This window comes from Shinella oryzae (assembly GCF_023038235.1).
In the GTDB taxonomy this organism is placed as follows: Bacteria; Pseudomonadota; Alphaproteobacteria; order Rhizobiales; family Rhizobiaceae; genus Shinella; species Shinella sumterensis.
Genome location: NZ_CP081988.1, coordinates 1403293 through 1420785, shown reverse-complemented (window position 1 = coordinate 1420785; position 17493 = coordinate 1403293). Strand labels below are relative to the sequence as shown.

At 62.5% G+C, this 17493-nt stretch carries 16 protein-coding genes; 2 read left to right on the top strand and 14 right to left on the bottom strand.

Features of this window, described 5'->3' with window-relative positions; translation table 11 throughout:
* Positions 1–6: 6 nt before the first annotated feature.
* From K6301_RS22795 to K6301_RS22770, 6 genes are all read right to left on the bottom strand, one after another.
* Positions 7–918 (bottom strand): sugar kinase, encoded by a 912-nt coding sequence (locus tag K6301_RS22795; RefSeq protein ID WP_247221123.1) that lies wholly within the window; start codon positions 916–918, stop codon positions 7–9.
* A complete protein-coding gene (locus K6301_RS22790; protein ID WP_247221122.1) occupies positions 915–1991 on the bottom strand; it encodes an ABC transporter ATP-binding protein in 1077 nt (358 codons plus the stop codon). The genes K6301_RS22795 and K6301_RS22790 overlap by 4 nt, the downstream gene beginning before the upstream one ends.
* A gap of 4 nt (positions 1992–1995) precedes the next feature.
* Positions 1996–2994: an alcohol dehydrogenase catalytic domain-containing protein gene (locus tag K6301_RS22785; protein WP_247221121.1), complete on the bottom strand. Its 999-nt coding sequence runs from the start codon at positions 2992–2994 to the stop codon at positions 1996–1998.
* A 5-nt stretch (positions 2995–2999) separates the two neighbouring features.
* Positions 3000–3827, bottom strand: coding sequence for a carbohydrate ABC transporter permease (locus K6301_RS22780; RefSeq protein ID WP_247221120.1), 828 nt, complete (start codon positions 3825–3827; stop codon positions 3000–3002).
* A gap of 13 nt (positions 3828–3840) precedes the next feature.
* Positions 3841–4716: a carbohydrate ABC transporter permease gene (locus K6301_RS22775; RefSeq protein ID WP_247221119.1), complete on the bottom strand. Its 876-nt coding sequence runs from the start codon at positions 4714–4716 to the stop codon at positions 3841–3843.
* Between the two features lie 69 nt (positions 4717–4785).
* Positions 4786–6078 (bottom strand): ABC transporter substrate-binding protein, encoded by a 1293-nt coding sequence (locus tag K6301_RS22770; protein ID WP_425475414.1) that lies wholly within the window; start codon positions 6076–6078, stop codon positions 4786–4788.
* Positions 6079–6290: 212 nt separating this feature from the next.
* Between K6301_RS22770 and K6301_RS22765 the strand changes: the two genes are divergently transcribed.
* Both K6301_RS22765 and K6301_RS22760 read left to right on the top strand, forming a co-directional pair.
* Positions 6291–7322: a LacI family DNA-binding transcriptional regulator gene (locus K6301_RS22765; protein WP_247221118.1), complete on the top strand. Its 1032-nt coding sequence runs from the start codon at positions 6291–6293 to the stop codon at positions 7320–7322.
* 185 nt (positions 7323–7507) lie between these two features.
* A complete protein-coding gene (locus tag K6301_RS22760; protein ID WP_247221117.1) occupies positions 7508–8029 on the top strand; it encodes a GNAT family N-acetyltransferase in 522 nt (173 codons plus the stop codon).
* 157 nt (positions 8030–8186) lie between these two features.
* Here the strand turns inward: K6301_RS22760 and K6301_RS22755 are convergent, their stop codons facing one another.
* The 8 genes from K6301_RS22755 to K6301_RS22720 all read right to left on the bottom strand — a co-directional run bounded on the left by K6301_RS22755 (position 8187) and on the right by K6301_RS22720 (position 17482).
* Entirely contained in the window at positions 8187–8606 is a 420-nt protein-coding gene (locus K6301_RS22755) for a type II toxin-antitoxin system VapC family toxin (protein WP_247221116.1), read from the bottom strand.
* Positions 8603–8857, bottom strand: a complete 255-nt coding sequence (locus K6301_RS22750; RefSeq protein ID WP_247221115.1) for a FitA-like ribbon-helix-helix domain-containing protein — start codon at positions 8855–8857, stop codon at positions 8603–8605. Before K6301_RS22750 ends, K6301_RS22755 begins: the two co-directional genes overlap by 4 nt.
* A 267-nt stretch (positions 8858–9124) precedes the next feature.
* Positions 9125–9784, bottom strand: coding sequence for a histidine phosphatase family protein (locus K6301_RS22745; protein WP_247221114.1), 660 nt, complete (start codon positions 9782–9784; stop codon positions 9125–9127).
* Between the two features lie 56 nt (positions 9785–9840).
* Positions 9841–10941, bottom strand: coding sequence for an ABC transporter ATP-binding protein (locus tag K6301_RS22740; RefSeq protein WP_247221113.1), 1101 nt, complete (start codon positions 10939–10941; stop codon positions 9841–9843).
* Between the two features lie 17 nt (positions 10942–10958).
* Positions 10959–12671: an ABC transporter permease gene (locus K6301_RS22735; RefSeq protein WP_247221112.1), complete on the bottom strand. Its 1713-nt coding sequence runs from the start codon at positions 12669–12671 to the stop codon at positions 10959–10961.
* Positions 12672–12779: 108 nt separating this feature from the next.
* Positions 12780–14099 carry an ABC transporter substrate-binding protein gene (locus tag K6301_RS22730; protein WP_247221111.1) on the bottom strand — a complete coding sequence of 440 codons (1320 nt, stop codon included), beginning with the start codon at positions 14097–14099 and terminating at the stop codon, positions 12780–12782.
* Positions 14100–14258: 159 nt separating this feature from the next.
* A complete protein-coding gene (locus K6301_RS22725; RefSeq protein WP_247221110.1) occupies positions 14259–15584 on the bottom strand; it encodes a sigma-54-dependent transcriptional regulator in 1326 nt (441 codons plus the stop codon).
* A complete protein-coding gene (locus tag K6301_RS22720; RefSeq protein ID WP_247221109.1) occupies positions 15581–17482 on the bottom strand; it encodes an ATP-binding protein in 1902 nt (633 codons plus the stop codon). Before K6301_RS22720 ends, K6301_RS22725 begins: the two co-directional genes overlap by 4 nt.
* Positions 17483–17493 lie beyond the last annotated feature (11 nt).

Here is a 17493-nt window from a genome sequence, read left to right as displayed (position 1 = left end):
TTCCTTTCAGGATGATTTCAAATCGTCGAGGGAGGGGATGGAGGCGCGGCCACCGGGCCGCGTGCATTTCAGGGCGGCGACCGAGCTCGCAAAGCCGAGCGCATCGGCAATGGCGAGCCGCGCTCCGATCGCGAAGGCATAGGCGCCGTGGAACACGTCGCCGGCGGCCGTCGTATCAACGATCCGGACGGAAGGAGCCGGCATATAGTGCCTGCCGGAATGATCCTGCCAGAGAAGGCCGTCACCACCGCGGGTGACGGCAACCATCCGGCAGCCGAAGCCTGCGGCCCGCTCCAGCGCCGCGTCGATGTTCTCCCCGCCGAAGCCGCGCAGGCCGGGCTCGGAGAAGATGGCGTGGTCCGTCAAGGGCAGCAGGCGCTCGAATACGTCGGTGTCGGCGACGTCACCATCGAGAACCGTCGGGATGCCGCGGCGACGCGCTTCGGCGAAAAGCGCCTGCGCACCCTCCGGCCAGCGCGGATCCGCCAGAACGCAGTCGGCGGTAAGGCTGGTGAGCGGCAACCACCCCGGATCGACCGGGTAATGTCCGCGAAAATTGACGATCTGACGCTCGCCCTGTTCATCGACGATGACGCCTGAAACGGACGACGCCCCATCCTCGAAGAGACAAAACTGGCTGGTGTCGACCCCTTCAGCGGCAAAACTTTCTGCCATCAGACGTCCCGCCTCATCGGCACCGGCCCGTCCCCAGAAGGATGCCGTACCACCGAGCCTGGCCACCGCCACCGCAGCATTCGCCGCCATGCCACCAGGTTCCGTCAGGTGCTGGCCGGCGCGGATCTTCTCGCTGCCGCCGGAAAACGGCACCTCCACGCGCCAGATACGATCGAGCGCGGACAGCCCAAGGCACACGACCGACGGCGACGCACCTTCCGGTATGATCGGCGGGCGGATCATCGTATGGCCCTTCCGTCCGTGCTGTCGAAGAGATGCACCTTGCCGGCCGGCGCGACAAAGCCCAGCCTGTCACCGGCTCTCGGCCGAAGCTCGGGATTGACGCGGGCGACGGTCCGCACGCCAGCAAGGTAGAAATGCGTAAGCGTGTCGGAACCGAGTGGCTCTACCAGGTCGATCGTGACGGACAGCACACCGGCCGCGCCCTCAGAGGGAGCGAAATGTTCAGGTCGAATGCCGAGTACCGCCTCGCTCCTATCGCCAAGCGCCGGTTTCAGCGCTTCCGGCACCGGTGCGGCGAGATGCGGCGCGCCCTCGAACACGAAGCCCTCACCGGCGCGACGAATATTGAAGAAATTCATCGCGGGAGAGCCAATGAAGCCGGCCACGAACTGGTTCGCGGGCGTCTCGTACACCTCCTCCGGCCGGCCAAACTGCTGGATCTCGCCGCCTTTGAGGACGACGATGCGATCTGCCATGGTCATGGCCTCCACCTGATCGTGGGTGACGAATATCATGGTGGTTTTCAGTTCCTGCGAGAGGGCCTTGATCTCTGTGCGCACCTGACCGCGCAGCTTGGCGTCGAGGTTCGAAAGCGGTTCGTCGAACAGGAAGACCTTAGGGTCGCGAACGATCGCGCGACCCATGGCGACACGCTGGCGCTGGCCGCCGGAAAGCGCCTTCGGCTTGCGCTCCAGGAAAGGCTCGATATGAAGGAGACCGGCGGCACGACGCACACGCTGGTCGATCTCCGCCCGTGTCATGCCGCGAAGTTCTAGCGCGAAGGCCATGTTGTCGTAGACGGTCATGTGCGGATAGAGCGCATAATCCTGGAAGACCATGGCGATGTCCCGCTTTGCGGCCGGCACGTCATTGACCTTTGTCTCGCCAATGAAGAGCTCGCCGGACGTGCATGGCTCAAGCCCCGCAATGATGCGTAGGAGCGTGGACTTGCCGCAACCGGACGGTCCGACGAAGACGATGAATTCCTCGTCCGCAATCTCCAGATCGAGCCCGGGGATGATGGTGAATTCACCGAACTTCTTGGCGATGTTCCTGATTGTGATCGAGGCCATGATATCACCCAAACGATAGAACGGGCTTGATGAGCTTGCCTTCGGCGAAGCGGGCGAAATTTTCCGGCAGTTCGTCGAGCCCGAAAGCGGCATCGACGAGCCGGCGGTAGCGCTCTTTGTTGGCGCGCAGAAGCTCGACATTCGGCGTAAAATCGCCGATCGGGAAATAGAAGGTCCGGATCATGTAGAAGTCCTTGCGACGGAAGATCTTGCCTTCTTCGATGGTCCAGGGCGCGGCATTCTCGCCGACCAGCATCAGCGCCCCACGCGGCAGAACCAGTTCGATGCCGAGGTTGCGGGCCGCATGGGCGCCAGAGCATTCAAAGATCAGCTTGAAGCGCTTGTCTCGCGCGCCAACCGGATGAGCTATCGCGCCAAAGGAAACGGCAATCGCCAGTCGTTCTTCGTTCGGATCGCTGACATGGATATCCTCGTATCCGAGGCTTGAGAGCGCTAGCACCACGCCGAGCCCAACCGGGCCCGCACCGATCACGAGCACCGGAACAGATCCTTCGGGAGGAGCAAGAGGCATGGCAAAGCGAACAGCGTGGGCCGAGGTCCCGATCGTGTCGAGAAGCAGCGGCGCAAGATCGTCCTCGATGTCGTCCGGCACGGGCAACAGGCAGTTTTCCGGCACGGGCACATATTCGGCGTAGCCTCCCGGGCGATTCCAGCCGATGAGGCTGGAGACCTCAAGGCACATCTGCGTGTCGCCCGCCGCGCAGGCATCGCAATGGCCGCAATGCTCGGGAATATAAACCGCGCAACGCTGCCCGTGGCTTAGATGGCCCGGCTGTTCGACGACGCCGAATATCTCATGACCGGCCGTGAACTCCGCGCCCTTGTACCAGAGCTTGAAATCCGAGCCGCAAAGCGCGGTGCGCAGCACCTTCACCAGAACCTCGCCCTGTCCGACGTGCGGCAGGTCCTGCGTCTCAATGGTGATCTTGCGGTCGCCGTGAAAGACGGAGGCACGCATGCGGGCATTGTGTCTGTCAGTCATCCTGGTCATCCCTTGACGGCACCGAGGGTCAGCCCTGCAACGAGCCAACGCTGGACGAGGATCGCGAGCGCGAGCGGCGGTAGCGCGATGAGCGTGGCGGCTGCCATCAGCGAGCCCCACTGGGTGGAACCTTCACCAACGAAGTTGAAGGCGGCGGCTATCAGCGTTTTCGTGTCGGAGTTCGACAGGATCAGCGAGAAGAGGAAGAAATTCCACGAGAAGACGAAGGCGAGGATCGACGCGACGGCGACGCCCGAGCCGACCAGCGGCATGGCGATGCGCCAGAGCACGCGCGTCACAGAGCAGCCATCCATCTGCGCTGCCTCGAAGACGCTGCGCGGAATGTTGTCGAAGAAGGGAAGTAGCACCCAGATGACGATCGGCATGGTGATAACCGCATGGCTGAGAATTAGCGCCGTGTACGAACCGATCAGACCGACCTCGCGGAACATGATGTACCAGGGCAGCAGGAAGAGCGTGCCGGGCGCCATGCGCGCGGCGAGCGTCAGCACGGCCGGCCAAGTGACGCGCGACCAGGAAACGGCAAACGCGGCCGGGATGCCGAAAACCAGCCCGAGCAGCGTCGAACCGATGGTCACGACGAAGCTGTTGACCGCATAGGACAGGAACGGTGTGGTCTCCCATAGCGTCACATAATTCTCGAAGGTCGGCTGAAAGAACAGCGTCGGCGGATAGGCGGTTACCTCGAAGGACGGCTTGAAGGACGAGAGTACCATCCAGACGGTCGGCGCCAGGATGAGGATGCCCGCGATCGTCAACTGGAGGGTGTTCAGCCAGTGAAGCCACCGGCGGGGGCCAGAATGATCATTCATCGTCGTCTCCTCTTTACCAGGCGACTGCGTTACGCAGGCGGTTGAGCACGAGGACCGCGGCCAGCACGATGGCCGAAAGCGTGATCATGAGCGCGCTGGCATAGCCGATGTTGAAGAACTCGAATCCCACCCGAAAACCGTAGATATTGAGCGTGTTGGACGTATTACCCGGGCCGCCCTGGGTGGTGATGTAGATGATGTCGAAAAAGCGCAGCAGGTCGACGCTCCGCAGCACGGCGGCGGTGACGATGGTGGGCAATAGCAGCGGCAGGGTGATGCGGCGGAAGATGCGGAAGGGCGACGCGCCATCGATCTGCGCCGCCTCGTAGACGCTCGGCGGCAGGGATTGCAGCCCGCCCAGTACGATCAGCGCGACATAGGGCGCCCACTGCCAGGTATCGATCAGGGCGATCGTCGGGATCACCCAGGTTGGGGAAGCCAGCCATTCGGAAGCCGGAAGGCCGAGCGCTTCAAGGATATAATTGGCCGCGCCGAGGGACGGGTCGAGAATCACAAGCCACATCATGCCGGCCACCACTGGCGGCATCATGAAGGGCGAGATCAGCAGCGAGCGCAGTATCCCGGACAAGCGTTTGGAATGAAACAACAGCATGGCGAGGTAGATGCCGGCGACAAGCTGCAGGGCCATCGATAGGAAGTAGAGCGCGAAGGTGACGTAGAGGCCGTTCCAGAACTCGCCGTCAGCAACAAGTGCTGCGTAGTTGTCACTTCCCGCAAAGCTGGCCTCCCCCGTCGAGGAAAACGAATGGAATCCGAGCCAAATCGTATAGACCACCGGGAAGGCGATCATCGCAACGGTGAAGAGGACCGCCGGTGCGGACAGGGCAGCAAGCTGCCGGCCCTGGCTGTTGGTCGAGCCTGGTGTCATGAATCCGGTCTTTCCGAGTGAGCGATTGCAGCGAATGCCGGACCCTGGAAGCAGGACCCGGTAAAGGCATCACTTGCGGGCGATCAGACCATCGAGCGCGCCGTCCGCGGCGGCGCACGCCTCTGCGACCGAGCGCTGGCCAAGAAGCACGTCCTGCACGGCCTGCCCGATATAGTCCCGCGATTCAGGGTTGGCGATGATGGGATAGCCGACTTCCGAAGACCCGTCCGACGCTAGAACGCCAAGTGCGGCCTGCCAGCTGGCGCGCACGGGCGCCTCGGCGATCCAGGCCTTGTATTCCTCTTCTTCAGCGACGGAGGCGCGCGGCGAGGCAACACCCTGGAGCGCCAGGCGCTTCTGCATTTCGGGACTTGAGGCCCATTGCACGAAATACCAAGCCGCATCCTTCTTCGCACTGCGACTGGAAATCGCAAGGCCCCAGCCTATGGCCGTTGGGACAGTTCCCACCTCGCCGGCAGGCAGAGGAACGACGTCCGTATCGTTCAGGCGCTCACCACCTTCCATGATCGTGCGCAGTTCATTGGACGATTCGAAGGCCATGGCCGCGCGGCCGCTGCGATAGAGCGCCGAGATTTGATAGAAGCTGTAGTTCGCCGCGCCCGGAGGCCCGTATTCGCGCATCAGGTCGCCATACCAGGCGATCGCCTTCTGGCCTGCGGGTGAGCAAAGCGCCGACTTGCCGTCGACTATATAGGTGCCGCCCATGTTGTGCAGCACGTTGCTGAACGTATAGGCAATCGCCGGCTTCAGGCCACGCGAGGCGAAGGGCGTTATGCCGCCACCGCATTCCTTGATCTTTTCGGCCGCGGCGCGCACGTCATCGAGCGAAGCTGGCTTGGCAAGACCGCATTTCTCGAAAACATCCGTCCGATAGTAGAGCAGCGGACCTTCGAGGTTGAGCGGAATGCTGGTCAGCTTGCCGTCGAAGGTCGCGGCCTTCACCAGAGCGGGGCTGACGGCGGCGAAGTCGTATTCCGGGGCCACAGCGCCCTGCGTGTAGGCCGACAGGTCGGAATACCAGCCGGACGCTGCAAACTGCTGTCCCTCACGCGAGGCAAGGGTCATGAACACGTCGATCTCGTCGCTGCCGGAATTCAGCACAGTAACGAGACGCTGGCGCATCTGCTGTTCCTGATAGGAGTCGACCTTCAGGTTAATACCGGTCAAGGCGGTGAATTCGTCCTTGTAGGACAGAACCGCCTGGGACCAGGGATTGTTGTTGGCCAGGAATGAAACCGTTTCACCCTCATGCGCCTTCCAGTCGAAGGCGAGGGCCGAGGTCGCCGTGCCGGCGAAGAGCATGGAAAGGACTACAGCATGGACAGAACGGTTTTTCAGCATATCTTCCTCCACAAAGCTACGCCCAAGCGGCGAGCAAAGCGCTCCTCCCGAGCGCGATATTTATGTAACCGGTTACATATTATGTACAAGGCTCTCCTGTCAACACGCCACAACGTGAAAATATTCCGCTTAATTGCAGGGCCTTTTTTGATTGACAACCATGCACTGCTTGCCACACAAGGAATGTAACGTTACATCCTCTGAGCGATCTCATGACCACCGACAAGGAAAAAACAGGCATCAGGGCGGTCGCAAAGCTCTCGGGCGTATCGACAGCCACCGTCTCGCGCGCGCTGAACAATCCGCAAAGTGTCAGCGAGGACCTGCGCGCACGCATCCAGCAGGTGATAGACGAGACCGGCTACGTGCCGCACGGCATGGCGCGGGCCCTATCCAGCAACCGGACCTGCACAATCGGCGCTATCATTCCCACCATTGACAACGCCATGTTCGCCCGCGGGATCGAGTCGCTGCAGAAGTTCCTCTCCTCGCGCGGCTACATGCTCATCCTCTCGACCAACGGATACGATATCGATGTCGAACTGGAGCAGGCCCGCAACCTAATCAGCCGCGGCGTTGACGGGCTGATCCTGCGTGGCGACTGTCACCATCAGGCGCTTCGCGACCTGCTAACGGCCCGCAACATACCGTTCATCAATGTCGGCATCTACAACCCGGCTCAGCCCCACCCCAGCATCGGCGTCGACAACGAGGCGGCCGCGCACCGCGCCATGACACATCTCATCGATCTCGGCCATCGCCGCATTGGCGTGGTCAGCGCCCTCCAGCGCAACAACGACCGCGCCAGTGCGCGCATAAGGGGGTTCCGTCGCGCGCTCGCCGAACACGGGCTCGCCCTCCCGGAAGAATGGCACGTGGAAGTACGCTATACTCTGGACGACGCGCGCGAAGCCGCGCGGCAGATCCTCATAGGCCGGAGCGTACCGACGGCGATCGCCTGCGGCAATGACGTGCTTGCCTATGGCGTCATGCTGGAAGCGGAGCGGCGCGGCCTGACAATTCCCGCCGATCTCTCAGTCGTCGGGTTTGACGATCTGGAATGGAGCCGTCACCTGCGTCCGGCGCTGACGACGCTTCACATCCCTACCGACCTCACCTGGAAAGGCGCCGGCGAATACATCCTCGCCCGCCTCGACGGACACAAGGTGCCGAACCATTACGAGGTGGATTATGCGCTCGTCGTACGGGAGTCGACCGCACCACCGATGACCAATGGACGGTGAGTTCTTGATGGGAAACCTGCTTAATGCCGCAGTCCTCGAATGTGGACATTCGCCGGGCGCCCCGTTGTCGAACCGGAAATCTTGGAAATCCCAGGCCCAACCAAGACGCTTTGCTCGGATTATGTAAAGCGCACTTATGGGCACCGAATCCGGCCCCGCGTTCGATAAGCCGTTGGAGAAACGTTATGACCATACAAACTGTCAGCCTCGCCGTTGCAGATCAGGATGATCTCCTTGACTTCAAGAAAGAGCTCCAGGAGGCATTTTCTGTTGCTGTCATCGATGAATACGGAGCGCTGCCCGATGGCCCCATACCTGCCGACGAGGACATCGACAGCTCTATCGCCGCCCCTGGAGCTGTTGCACTGCGTATTCTCTCAGACGGCGAGAAGATCGGTGGCGCGGTTGTGACCATCGATGAAAACACGCATCACAACACGCTGGATCTATTTTTCCTGAAGGTTGACGAGCATGGGCAGGGTCTGGGTCACAAAGCCTGGCTTGCGATCGAAGCTCGTTATCCGAAGACGATCACGTGGCGAACCCATACACGCTATTTCGAGAAGAGGAACATCCACTTCTACGTCAACAAATGTGGCTTCAAGATCATCGCGTTTCATCACGCCAAGTACCCGGACCCACATCATACCGCGTCGAATGATCTTCCGGATGACGAAGGGTTTCTGTTCGAGAAGGTTATTCAGTAAGCCGCAATCGTCTGACCCATTTCAGCAGACCGGCTGCATACGGGAAGTCCCGATGGCCAGCTCAATGGCAGGCTTGATAGCGTAACTCTGTCGAGTTCCACGCGCGTATTCGCTCTTGATAGGATACGAACTCACCACATCTACATACATTCTGTCGTTATGTAGACCAGGGGTTTATAACTTTTATCCCAGCAGCTTCAAAAGGGCGCGTGTCGCGAGTTGCGATCGCAAGGCCGTTTGCTGCCGCGGTGGCTGCAATATAACCATCAGCAGTGCCGATCGCTTTCCCAGATATTCGAGCACGCGCCATTAGTTCGGAATAAGACTGAGAAGCAGCCAGATCGAAAGACAGGATGCGCTCGGAAAAGTGGGGCAGCACTTCGCCCTCAAGGCGATCGCGAAGGACGGTTTGCCGTTTCCCTAACGGCATGGCAGCGATCCCGAAGCGAAGTTCGGCGATCGTTATTGCGGAGAGGAACAGCGTTTCGATAGCTTGAGCGTCCAACCAGGCGATTACTGCCTGATCAGGAACTGGCTTCCAAGGCTCGGATATAAGATTGGTGTCCAGCAAGATCATTCGAATGTCATCGGTTCAGCAGGTGTCTTGTCGCGGCTTTTCTGCAGGGCTTCAATGTCGCTATCGTAAAGCTCAGCTTCCCGACCAATAGCCGTCAGCAACGAACCGAGCTTAACCCGTTGATGAGGACGAACAGCGGCTTCAATAATGTCACGGATTTCGGCCTCGGTGCTCCGGCCATGATGAGCCGCTCGTACCCGCAGAGCACGATGTGTTTCGTCAGAGAGGTTTCGAATGGTGACTGCCGGCATTGATATCACCTCTATATAAATGATGTCTTTGATATCAAAATATGCAAAGCGCCTACAAACTTCAAGAGGCTCATGAACTAGGCAGGGCATTCAGTCTGTTTCGATATCACGCCTTTAGAAGATCCGAACCAGTGACCGGAATAAATCACTGATAATGCTGCGGTTTCATCGATAAACTGCGCCTCTCTCCATCAATTGCATACGAATTTCAACCCACCATCCCTTGAATGACTGGTGGCAAACGAAACACGACTACTCTCGTCTAACCTAGATCCAAACAGTTCGCCCCTCACCGTCGCAACCGAAGGCACGCAGGGTTGCCGCGGGAACGCTCAGCATGCACTCCGAGCCCCCATTCAGAAAAAACGCCGAGGTCTGAGGTTCCCGATAGGCGAGGATGTCTACAGGTAGCGCTTCCGTGTAGATGCCGCGCAACGCGCGCAGGCAGCCGCTGTGGGTGACGGCAATATGCGGGCGTTTAGAATCAAGCGTGCGAAGCCATGCGCGGAGCCGGCCTGTCAGCGCTGTTCGACTCTCGCCGCCGGGCATCGAGTAATCCCACGGCTCGGTGGCGTGCGCAGTATACTGATCTGGCAGATCCCGCTCGATTTCACCATGCAGGCGCCCTTCCCATACACCGTAGCAACGCTCGGCAAGCAGCGGCTCCTCCACGAAATGCTCGAAAGGACGCGACCAGAGATCGGCGAGGATAGAGGCCGTCTGCCGGGCGCGACCGAGAGGGCTGACCCAGAAAGCCGCATCTGTAAGGCTCGTTACAGTTTCCGAAAGCCGCACGGCCACGGCCTGTGCCTGACGCATGCCATTGACGGTCAGTGGGGTATCGCGGCTTCCTTGCAGGCGCCCGGCGACGTTCCATTGGGTCTCCCCGTGGCGGATGACGAGGAGGGTGGGCAGAGTTTCAGTCATGTTTTGTCCTCTTGTATGGGGAGCCTTCGCCGCAGGCGCGGCGAAGGCCGTCTTTATCAGTCGGCAAGCCACAGCGCCGACGCCGGCTTGATGCCGAGCACGGTGCTGCTGCCGGGCTCAAGCAGGCCATCGCCAGAATGGAAGGGCGCATCGACCAGCACCGTCGCCGTTCCGACCTCCACGCCGTAGCGCACCGTCGCACCGAGGAACTCGCGATGAGCGATGGTGCCGGATAGAGGGACAGCATCGGTTTCCACCGTGCCGATCGTCGCATATTGTGGGCGGAAGACGAGCTTCGCTCCCGCCGGCACCTCGACGCCCGACGGTACTGGAATGCTGCCGCCTCCAGCAACCTCGAAGCTGCGCACCGCGCCCTTCCCCTTCACGCTGCCTTCCAGGATGTTCGCCGTGCCGAGAAAATTGGCGACGAAGAGGTTGGCCGGCTTCTCGTAGAGATGCATCGGCGTGCCGACCTGCTGGATGCGACCTTCATTGAAGACGGCGATGCGGTCGCAGACCGTATTTGCCTCCTCCTGATCGTGGGTGACGAAGATCGTGGTGAGCCTCAGGCGCTGCTGGAGTTCGCGCAGCTCCCGCCGCACCTCCACGCGCATCTTCGCGTCGAGGTTCGACAGCGGCTCGTCGAGCAGCAGCACCTTGGGCTCGATGGCGATAGTGCGGGCGAGCGCCACGCGCTGCTGCTGGCCACCGGAAAGCTGAGAGGGCCGCCGGTCGGCAAGATGCGACAGACCGACGAGCGCAAGGGCCGCGGCCACGCGCTTTTCCACGTCGGCGCGCGGCAGGCGCCGCTCCTCAAGGCCAAAGGCGACGTTGCGCGCCACAGTCATGTGCGGCCAGAGCGCGTAGGACTGGAACACCATGCCGATGTCGCGCTTCCATGGCGGCATGTCGAGCACATCCTCGCCGCCGACAACGACGGCACCGTTGTCGGCCTGGTTGAATCCGGCGATGAGGCGCAGCAGCGTCGTCTTCCCGCAGCCGGACGGGCCGAGGAAGGCGAAGAACTCGCCGGGCTGGATTTCGAGGTTGATGTCCTTCAGCACATGCAGCGAACCGTAATAGAGGTTCACATCGCGAATGCTGATGGCTTTGGCGGGGCTTTCCGCGAGGGCAGCCTTGTCGATATTGATGGTCATAGTCCGTTCCTCCCGGATCATTTGCCGATGCCGAGCGCTTTCTGGCGGCGCTCGATGACGTAGTGGGATATCAGCGTGCAGAGCGCGACCATGACGACCGCGATGACACCGAGGGCCGCGCCGGGGCCGCGACCGGCGGGCGATTGCATGAAGACGTAGAGGCCATAGGCAAGCGGCGCGTCGGAATTGCTCTGGATGAGCATCAGCGTCGCCGAAAGCTCGACGGCGGCCGTCGAGAAGCTGGTGACGAAGCCGGCGAGAAGCCCGCCCGTCATCAGCGGCAGCACGATGCGGCGGATCGTCCGCTGCTTGGTCGCACCGAGGTTTTCCGCCGCCTCTTCCAGCGATTCCGACAGTTGCTGCAGCGCCGCGTAGCAGGCGCGCAGCGCGTAGGGCAGGCGGCGAATCGCGAGCGCCAGAACGACCATGATCCAGAGCGTGGCGAGCGGCGTGCCATCCGGCAGCGAGACGCCGTAGAAGGTGCGCAGATAGCCGATGCCGAGCACGACGCCGGGAATGGCGAGCGCCGAGGTCGCAGCCCAGTCGAGCCAGCGGCGGCCGACGATCTTGGTGCGCAGCACGAGATAGGCGATGGCGCCGCCGACGACCACGTCGATGAGGCCGGCGAGCGTGGCGTAGATCAGCGTGTTCTTGATGTAGATCGAGCTTTCGCCGAACACCCGGCCGTAATGGGCAAGCGTCACGGCATCCGGCAGCGGGCTGAAGGACCAGACCGTGGCGAAGGACAGCATCAACAGGCCGATATGCGGCGAGAGCACGAGTAGCAAGATGAGACCGACGACGCCGTAGGCGACGATGCTCTCCCCGAGGCCGAGCTTGCGCCGCGACAGGCCGCCGCCGCCGCGCTGGGTGGTGGAATAGTCCTTGCCGCGCATGGCGACGGCCGACAGCCACATGGCGAATATCGAGACGACGATGAGGATGACCGAGATAACGTAGCCCATCGGATCCGTCAGGCCGACCGAGGTGACGCGCAGGTAGGCTTGTGGCGCCAGCATGTCCTTGACGTTGAGCAGAAGCGGCGTCGCCAGATCGTCAAAGACCTTGACGAAGACGAGCGAGGCGCCGGCGAGATAGCCGGGCATGGCAAGCGGAAAGACAATACGGCGGAAGAGGCGCATGCCGGAAGAGCCGAGGTTTTGCGCTGCCTCCTCCATGGAGCGATCAATGTTGCGCAAGCTGGTTGAGAGGTTGATCAGGATGAAGGGGAAGTAATGCAGCGACTGCACGAAGATGACGCCGTTCAGCCCCTCCATGAAGGGAATGCGGATGCCGAACCAGTCATTGAGTAGCAGGTTGACCGTACCATTGCGGCCGAAGAGCAGTTGCATGGCCACCGCGCCGACGAAGGGCGGCATGATGAGCGGCACGAAGCCGAGCGTCTGGATGACCAGCGAGCCGCGGAACTCGAAGCGCGTCGTCAGCACCGCGAGCGGCAGCGCGATGGCGCTCGCCCAGACCACGGACATGGCCGAGACATAGACCGAATTGAAGAAGGAGCGGCGAAAAAGATCGGTGTTGAAAAAATCGACGAAGTTCACGGCGGTGAGCGCGCCGGTGCCCTTCTCCGTGAAAGCGGTGTAGATCACCGTTCCGGCGGGGATGACGAGGAAGATCGCGAGGAACAGCGCGATCAGCGTCACCGCCAGAACCTGACCGGGCCGCGCCGTGATGCGCCGGACAGGAAGGGATGAAAGTGCGAAGGCCATGAGGCAGTCTCCGGAGTGAGATCGGCCGGCCCGGCGGCCAAGGGCGCCGGGAGGAGCAAAGACAGGGCTGAGGGGAGACCGCCCGTCCGGCGGGCGGCCCTGGCAACATCAGTCGATCAGGTCGAGCGCCTGCTCGGCCTTGGACTTGGCGGCAGCGTATTTCTCGCTCGCAAAGGCCGCCCAGGTCTGTTCCAGTTCGGCCTGACGGGCCGTCTTTTCCTCGCCGCCGGTGAAGGCCGCGCGCATTTCGTCGGTCGCTGCCTCTTCCGCCGAGACTGGCATGCGGGCCATCAGGCCATGGGCCTCTACAATCAGCGCGCGCGCTTCGGCCTGGTCATTGGCTGCCAGCGCCTTTTCGGCAGCATGGATCGCCTTCGTCGCATCGCGCAGATTGTCGAGTTGGAAGGTGATCAGCTGGTCGTAAAGGGCGTCGACAACATCCGTACGCTGCTTGGAGACCTCGGAATCGAAGGCGATCATCGAGTGGAAGCGTGGATCCTCGAAGGGGTTCGGGAAGCCTTCCGGCGCATTCTTGTAGAGTGCCGGATTGATCGGCAGGCGACGGATCGCCGGTTCGAGCAGAACGGCCTGTCCCTTTTCCGACAGCAGGTAGTTCACGAAGGCTTCGGCGCCCTTCTGGTTCGGCGCATTGGCGATGATGCCGACATTGGCCGGCACGACCGTCGTGATCGACGGATAGCTGAACGAGACCGGGAAACCGCTCGCCTTGGCGGAAAAGGCGAAGAAGTCGATGACGATGCCGATACCCGTCTGGCCGGAATTGACCGCATCCGGCACGCCGAAGGAGCGCTCCGTCACCTGCTGGAGATTGCCGCCGATGCCGGTCAGCGTCGCCCAGCCCTTTTCCCAGCCCTCGCCCTGCAGGATCGTCTCGATCGTCAGATGCGTCGTGCCGGAGCGCGAGGGTGCAGCGATGGCGATATGGTCGTGATATTCCGGCTTCAGGAGGTCGCTCCATTCGGTCGGCTGCGGGAGATTGCTGGCCTCCAGATAGCGATCGTTCGACATGATGCCGTAACCGGACGCGGCAAAGCCGAAGTAGTAGCCCTGCGGATCGTTGACCGGATAGGAACCGACCTTTTCCGGCAGGCCCGTGACGGACGGCGTAAACCGGGTCAGCAGGTCGCGGCTCTTCAGGTTCTCGAAGGCATCGGGCGCGGAAGCCCAGAACAGGTCGACCTGGTTGTTGCCCTTCGTCTCGTCGACGAACTTGACGCCCGAGCTCGTGCTTTTGTTCTGAACGTCGAGCGTATAACCGGGATTGGCGGCCTCGAAGCCGGCCTTGAAGGGATCGGTGACGTCCTTGGAGAAGGACGTGATGACGGTGACTTTTCCGCCGTCCTGGGCTTGAACGGTAACGATCATGGCGGCCGACATCAGCATCGCCGCGGCAATGGTCTTGAGCATATGGTTTCCTCCCAATGGCACCGCCGACTCTCCGGCGGTCATCGGAATATCAGCAAGGCCCGTGCCAGTTTCGGAAATGCCGGTTTTCCAGCGTTCTTGCACGGAAGATGGGAAAGAAAGGTAACATCGCCGCCGTTTTCCGGGGTCAATAAGGTAACGTTACACCTCCTCTTCCCCCCCGAGGCCATGCTTGCGCATCTTCAGGTACAGCGTCTTGCGCGAGATGCCGAGCATGTCCGCCGTCACGCCGATGCGGCCTTCCTGCTCGGCAAGGCTGTCTATGAGGATAGCCCGCTCCACCCGGTCCATGCGTGCCTCCAGCGTCTCGCCGGCCACTTCGCCGCCCGTCGGCAGGTCTTCGAGGCCGAGCACGAAGCGTTCGGCAACGTTTCGCAATTCACGCACATTGCCGGGCCAGCTGCGCCGGTCGAGATCGGCCAACACGCTCGCATCGACATGCGGGGCTGCGCGGCCCTGCCGGCGGGCAGCCAGATCGAGGAAGTGGCGGAAAAGCAGCGCGACGTCGCCCCGGCGAACCGAAAGCGCAGGCAGTTCGACACGGGCAATGTCGAGCCGGTAAGCGAGATCTTCGCGGAACCTGCCCTGCCGGGCAAGCTGGTGCAAATCCGCCTTGGTGGCGGCGACGACATGGAGGTCGACCGCCACCTCGTCGTTTGAGCCCAGCCGTTCGATGACCCGCTCCTGCAGCACGCGCAGCAGCCGCACCTGTGCGGGCAACGGCATGGATTCGATCTCGTCGAGGAAAAGCGTGCCGCCATGGGAATGCTCGACCTTGCCGATGCGCCTGTCCTTCGCCCCGGTAAAGGCGCCAGCCTCGTGGCCGAACAGTTCCGATTCCAGCATGGTCTCCGGGATCGCGCCGCAATTGACCGCGACGAAGCGGCCCTTGCGGCCGCTGAAATCGTGCAACGCCCGCGCCGTCACCTCCTTGCCAGTGCCCGTCTCGCCGAGCACGAGAATATCTGTTGCTGCGCCCGCGATGCGCTTCAACCGCTCGCGCAGCGCCACCATCGGCGCCGAATGGCCGATCAACCGCGCCTCCCAGCCGTCGGTTGCGATGGACAGGCGTAGGCGCCGGTTCTCGATAAGCAGGCCGCGATGGTCGCGCGCGCGGCGCACGGTCTCGATGAGATGCACCGGATCGGCTGGCTTCTCTAGAAAATCCCATACGCCATCGCGCATCGCGCGCAGCGCCATGGGGATATCGCCGTGACCGGTCATCAGCACGATCGGAATCTCCTTGTCGATCCCCTGCACGGCGGCAACGAGATCGAAACCGTCCTGTCGGGGCATGCGAACATCGGAGACGAAGACCGCCTCGCTATCGGCCGCAAGCCCCGCCAGCGCCCCCGAAACGGAACCGTGCGCGGATACGCGAAACCCCTCGATCTCCAGAAGCTCACGGCAGGCGTCGAGCACATTGGCGTCGTCGTCGACGAGGATGACGTCTATCGATGCGGTCATGCCGCTCCTTTCAGGGACACGATGAAGGACGTGCCGCAGGGTCCGGTCTCCAGCACGGCGATATCGGCGCCGAAATCCTTGATGATGTTATAGGAAATGGAAAGGCCGAGCCCAAGACCCGCACCCACCGGCTTGGTGGTGAAGAAGGGATCGAAGACCGCATCGCGTTTCCCAGCAGCAATGCCCGCACCGGTATCGCCGACGATCAGGCTCGCCCCCTCGCCGCTCCCCACCGCCGTCACCGTCACCACCCTTTCGGCCCGCTCCGCCACGGCATCGAGGGCATTGGCGACAAGGTTCACCACGACCTGTTCGAGCCGCACCGGCTCGGCCATGACCTGCGGCAGATCGGGCGGCAGCACGAGTGCGAGCGTCGCGCCCTCCTCCTCGAAGCGATGGTCGAGCAGGCTCAACGCCTCGTGCACGACGGCCGCAAGATCAACGGGCTGCAGTTTCGCATCCGGCCGGCGCGCGAAGCGGCGGATATGGCTGATCTGCCCGGCCATGCGCGCCGTAAGCCCGCGGATCTTCTCCAGGTTGTTCAGCGCCTGCTCGCTGTTGCCACGCGAGATCAGCGTGGAGCCGCTGTGGATATGCGCGCGGATTGCCGCCAGCGGTTGGTTGAGCTCGTGGCCGATGCCGGCCGCCATTTGGCCGAGCGCCGCGAGCTTTGCCGACTGAACCAGCTCGTCGCGCGTCTGGCGAAAGAGGGTGAGAGCGCGGGCAAGGTCCGCCAGTTCGTCGTTGCCGCCCGGCGGGATGGGTACAGCGGGATTGCCCGCGCTGATCGCCGTCGCGACATGGGCGAGCTGGTCGATGCGGACAAGCAGGCTGCGATGCACATAAAAGACGCCGATGACGACGGCGAGCGCGACGGCCAGCACGGCGATGGCCGCAAGCAGCTTACGCCCGAGATCGATGGCCGCCGCCGCCCTTTGCGCCGCCGCACCGGCGCTCGCCTCGATGGCCACCACTTCCGCCTCGATGCGCTGACCGAGCGCCGCGACGAGACGGCCGTTCTCCTTCGCCAGTTCACCGAGCCGCTCCGCCTCGCGCATTTCGGAACGCTTGCGGTTGGGTGTACCCGTCGCGGGGTCAGATTGCTGCAGGATGCGCCGGGCAAGCTGGCGCACCGTCAGACTGTCCGGCCAGCCCTCTAGCGTCGCCAGGCGCGCAGCAAGCTCGTCCGCGCTGTCGCCGAGAAAAGCGTTGGCCTCCTGCACCTCCTCCGCCGTCGCGCTGCTGACGAGCCGGGCGATCAGCCCGGTTGCAAGATTGGCCTGCGACACCACGGTCAGCAGCGCTTCGCTGCGCCGCTGCTCGCCGAGCGCGGCCGCGCTGCGGCCATTGCGTGTTTCCGCCTCGATGTTGAAGCGGATGTCGTCAACCAGCGGATCAGCCTCCTCGATCAGGTCGGCCTGCACCCAGCGCAGTTCGTCGACATCCGCGCGCATCGCCTCGGCCAGCGTGAAGCGCTTGCCGGCCGCCAGGTCGATCCGGGCGAGATTGCCATTGATCGAGGCGGCCAGCGGTAGAAGCTTCTGCACGGAAGGTTCGGCCTCGTTGTCCTCCAGCAATGCCTGCAAGGCGGCCAGCCGCTCGGCATAGACGCGGCGGGTCTCGTTATATTCCGCCCGTGTCTCCGCGCCGGTCAGCGCCGTCGTAACCGAGCCGATATCCGCTCCCGCCTTGGAGAGCCGCGAGGCGAAAGCCAGCTGCGGCATCTGCACTTCGGCAATGCGCGAAAGCTCGCCCGACAACTCGCGATAGGAAAGCCAGCCGACAAGACTGGCGCCGACGGCAAGACCGACGATCGCGACGAAGGCCGCACCGAGGCGCGCGCCGATGCCAAAGCGCCAGCGCCTCGGCCCGTTCCGTCGTGATCCATCATAGGTCATAGCACCGGCTT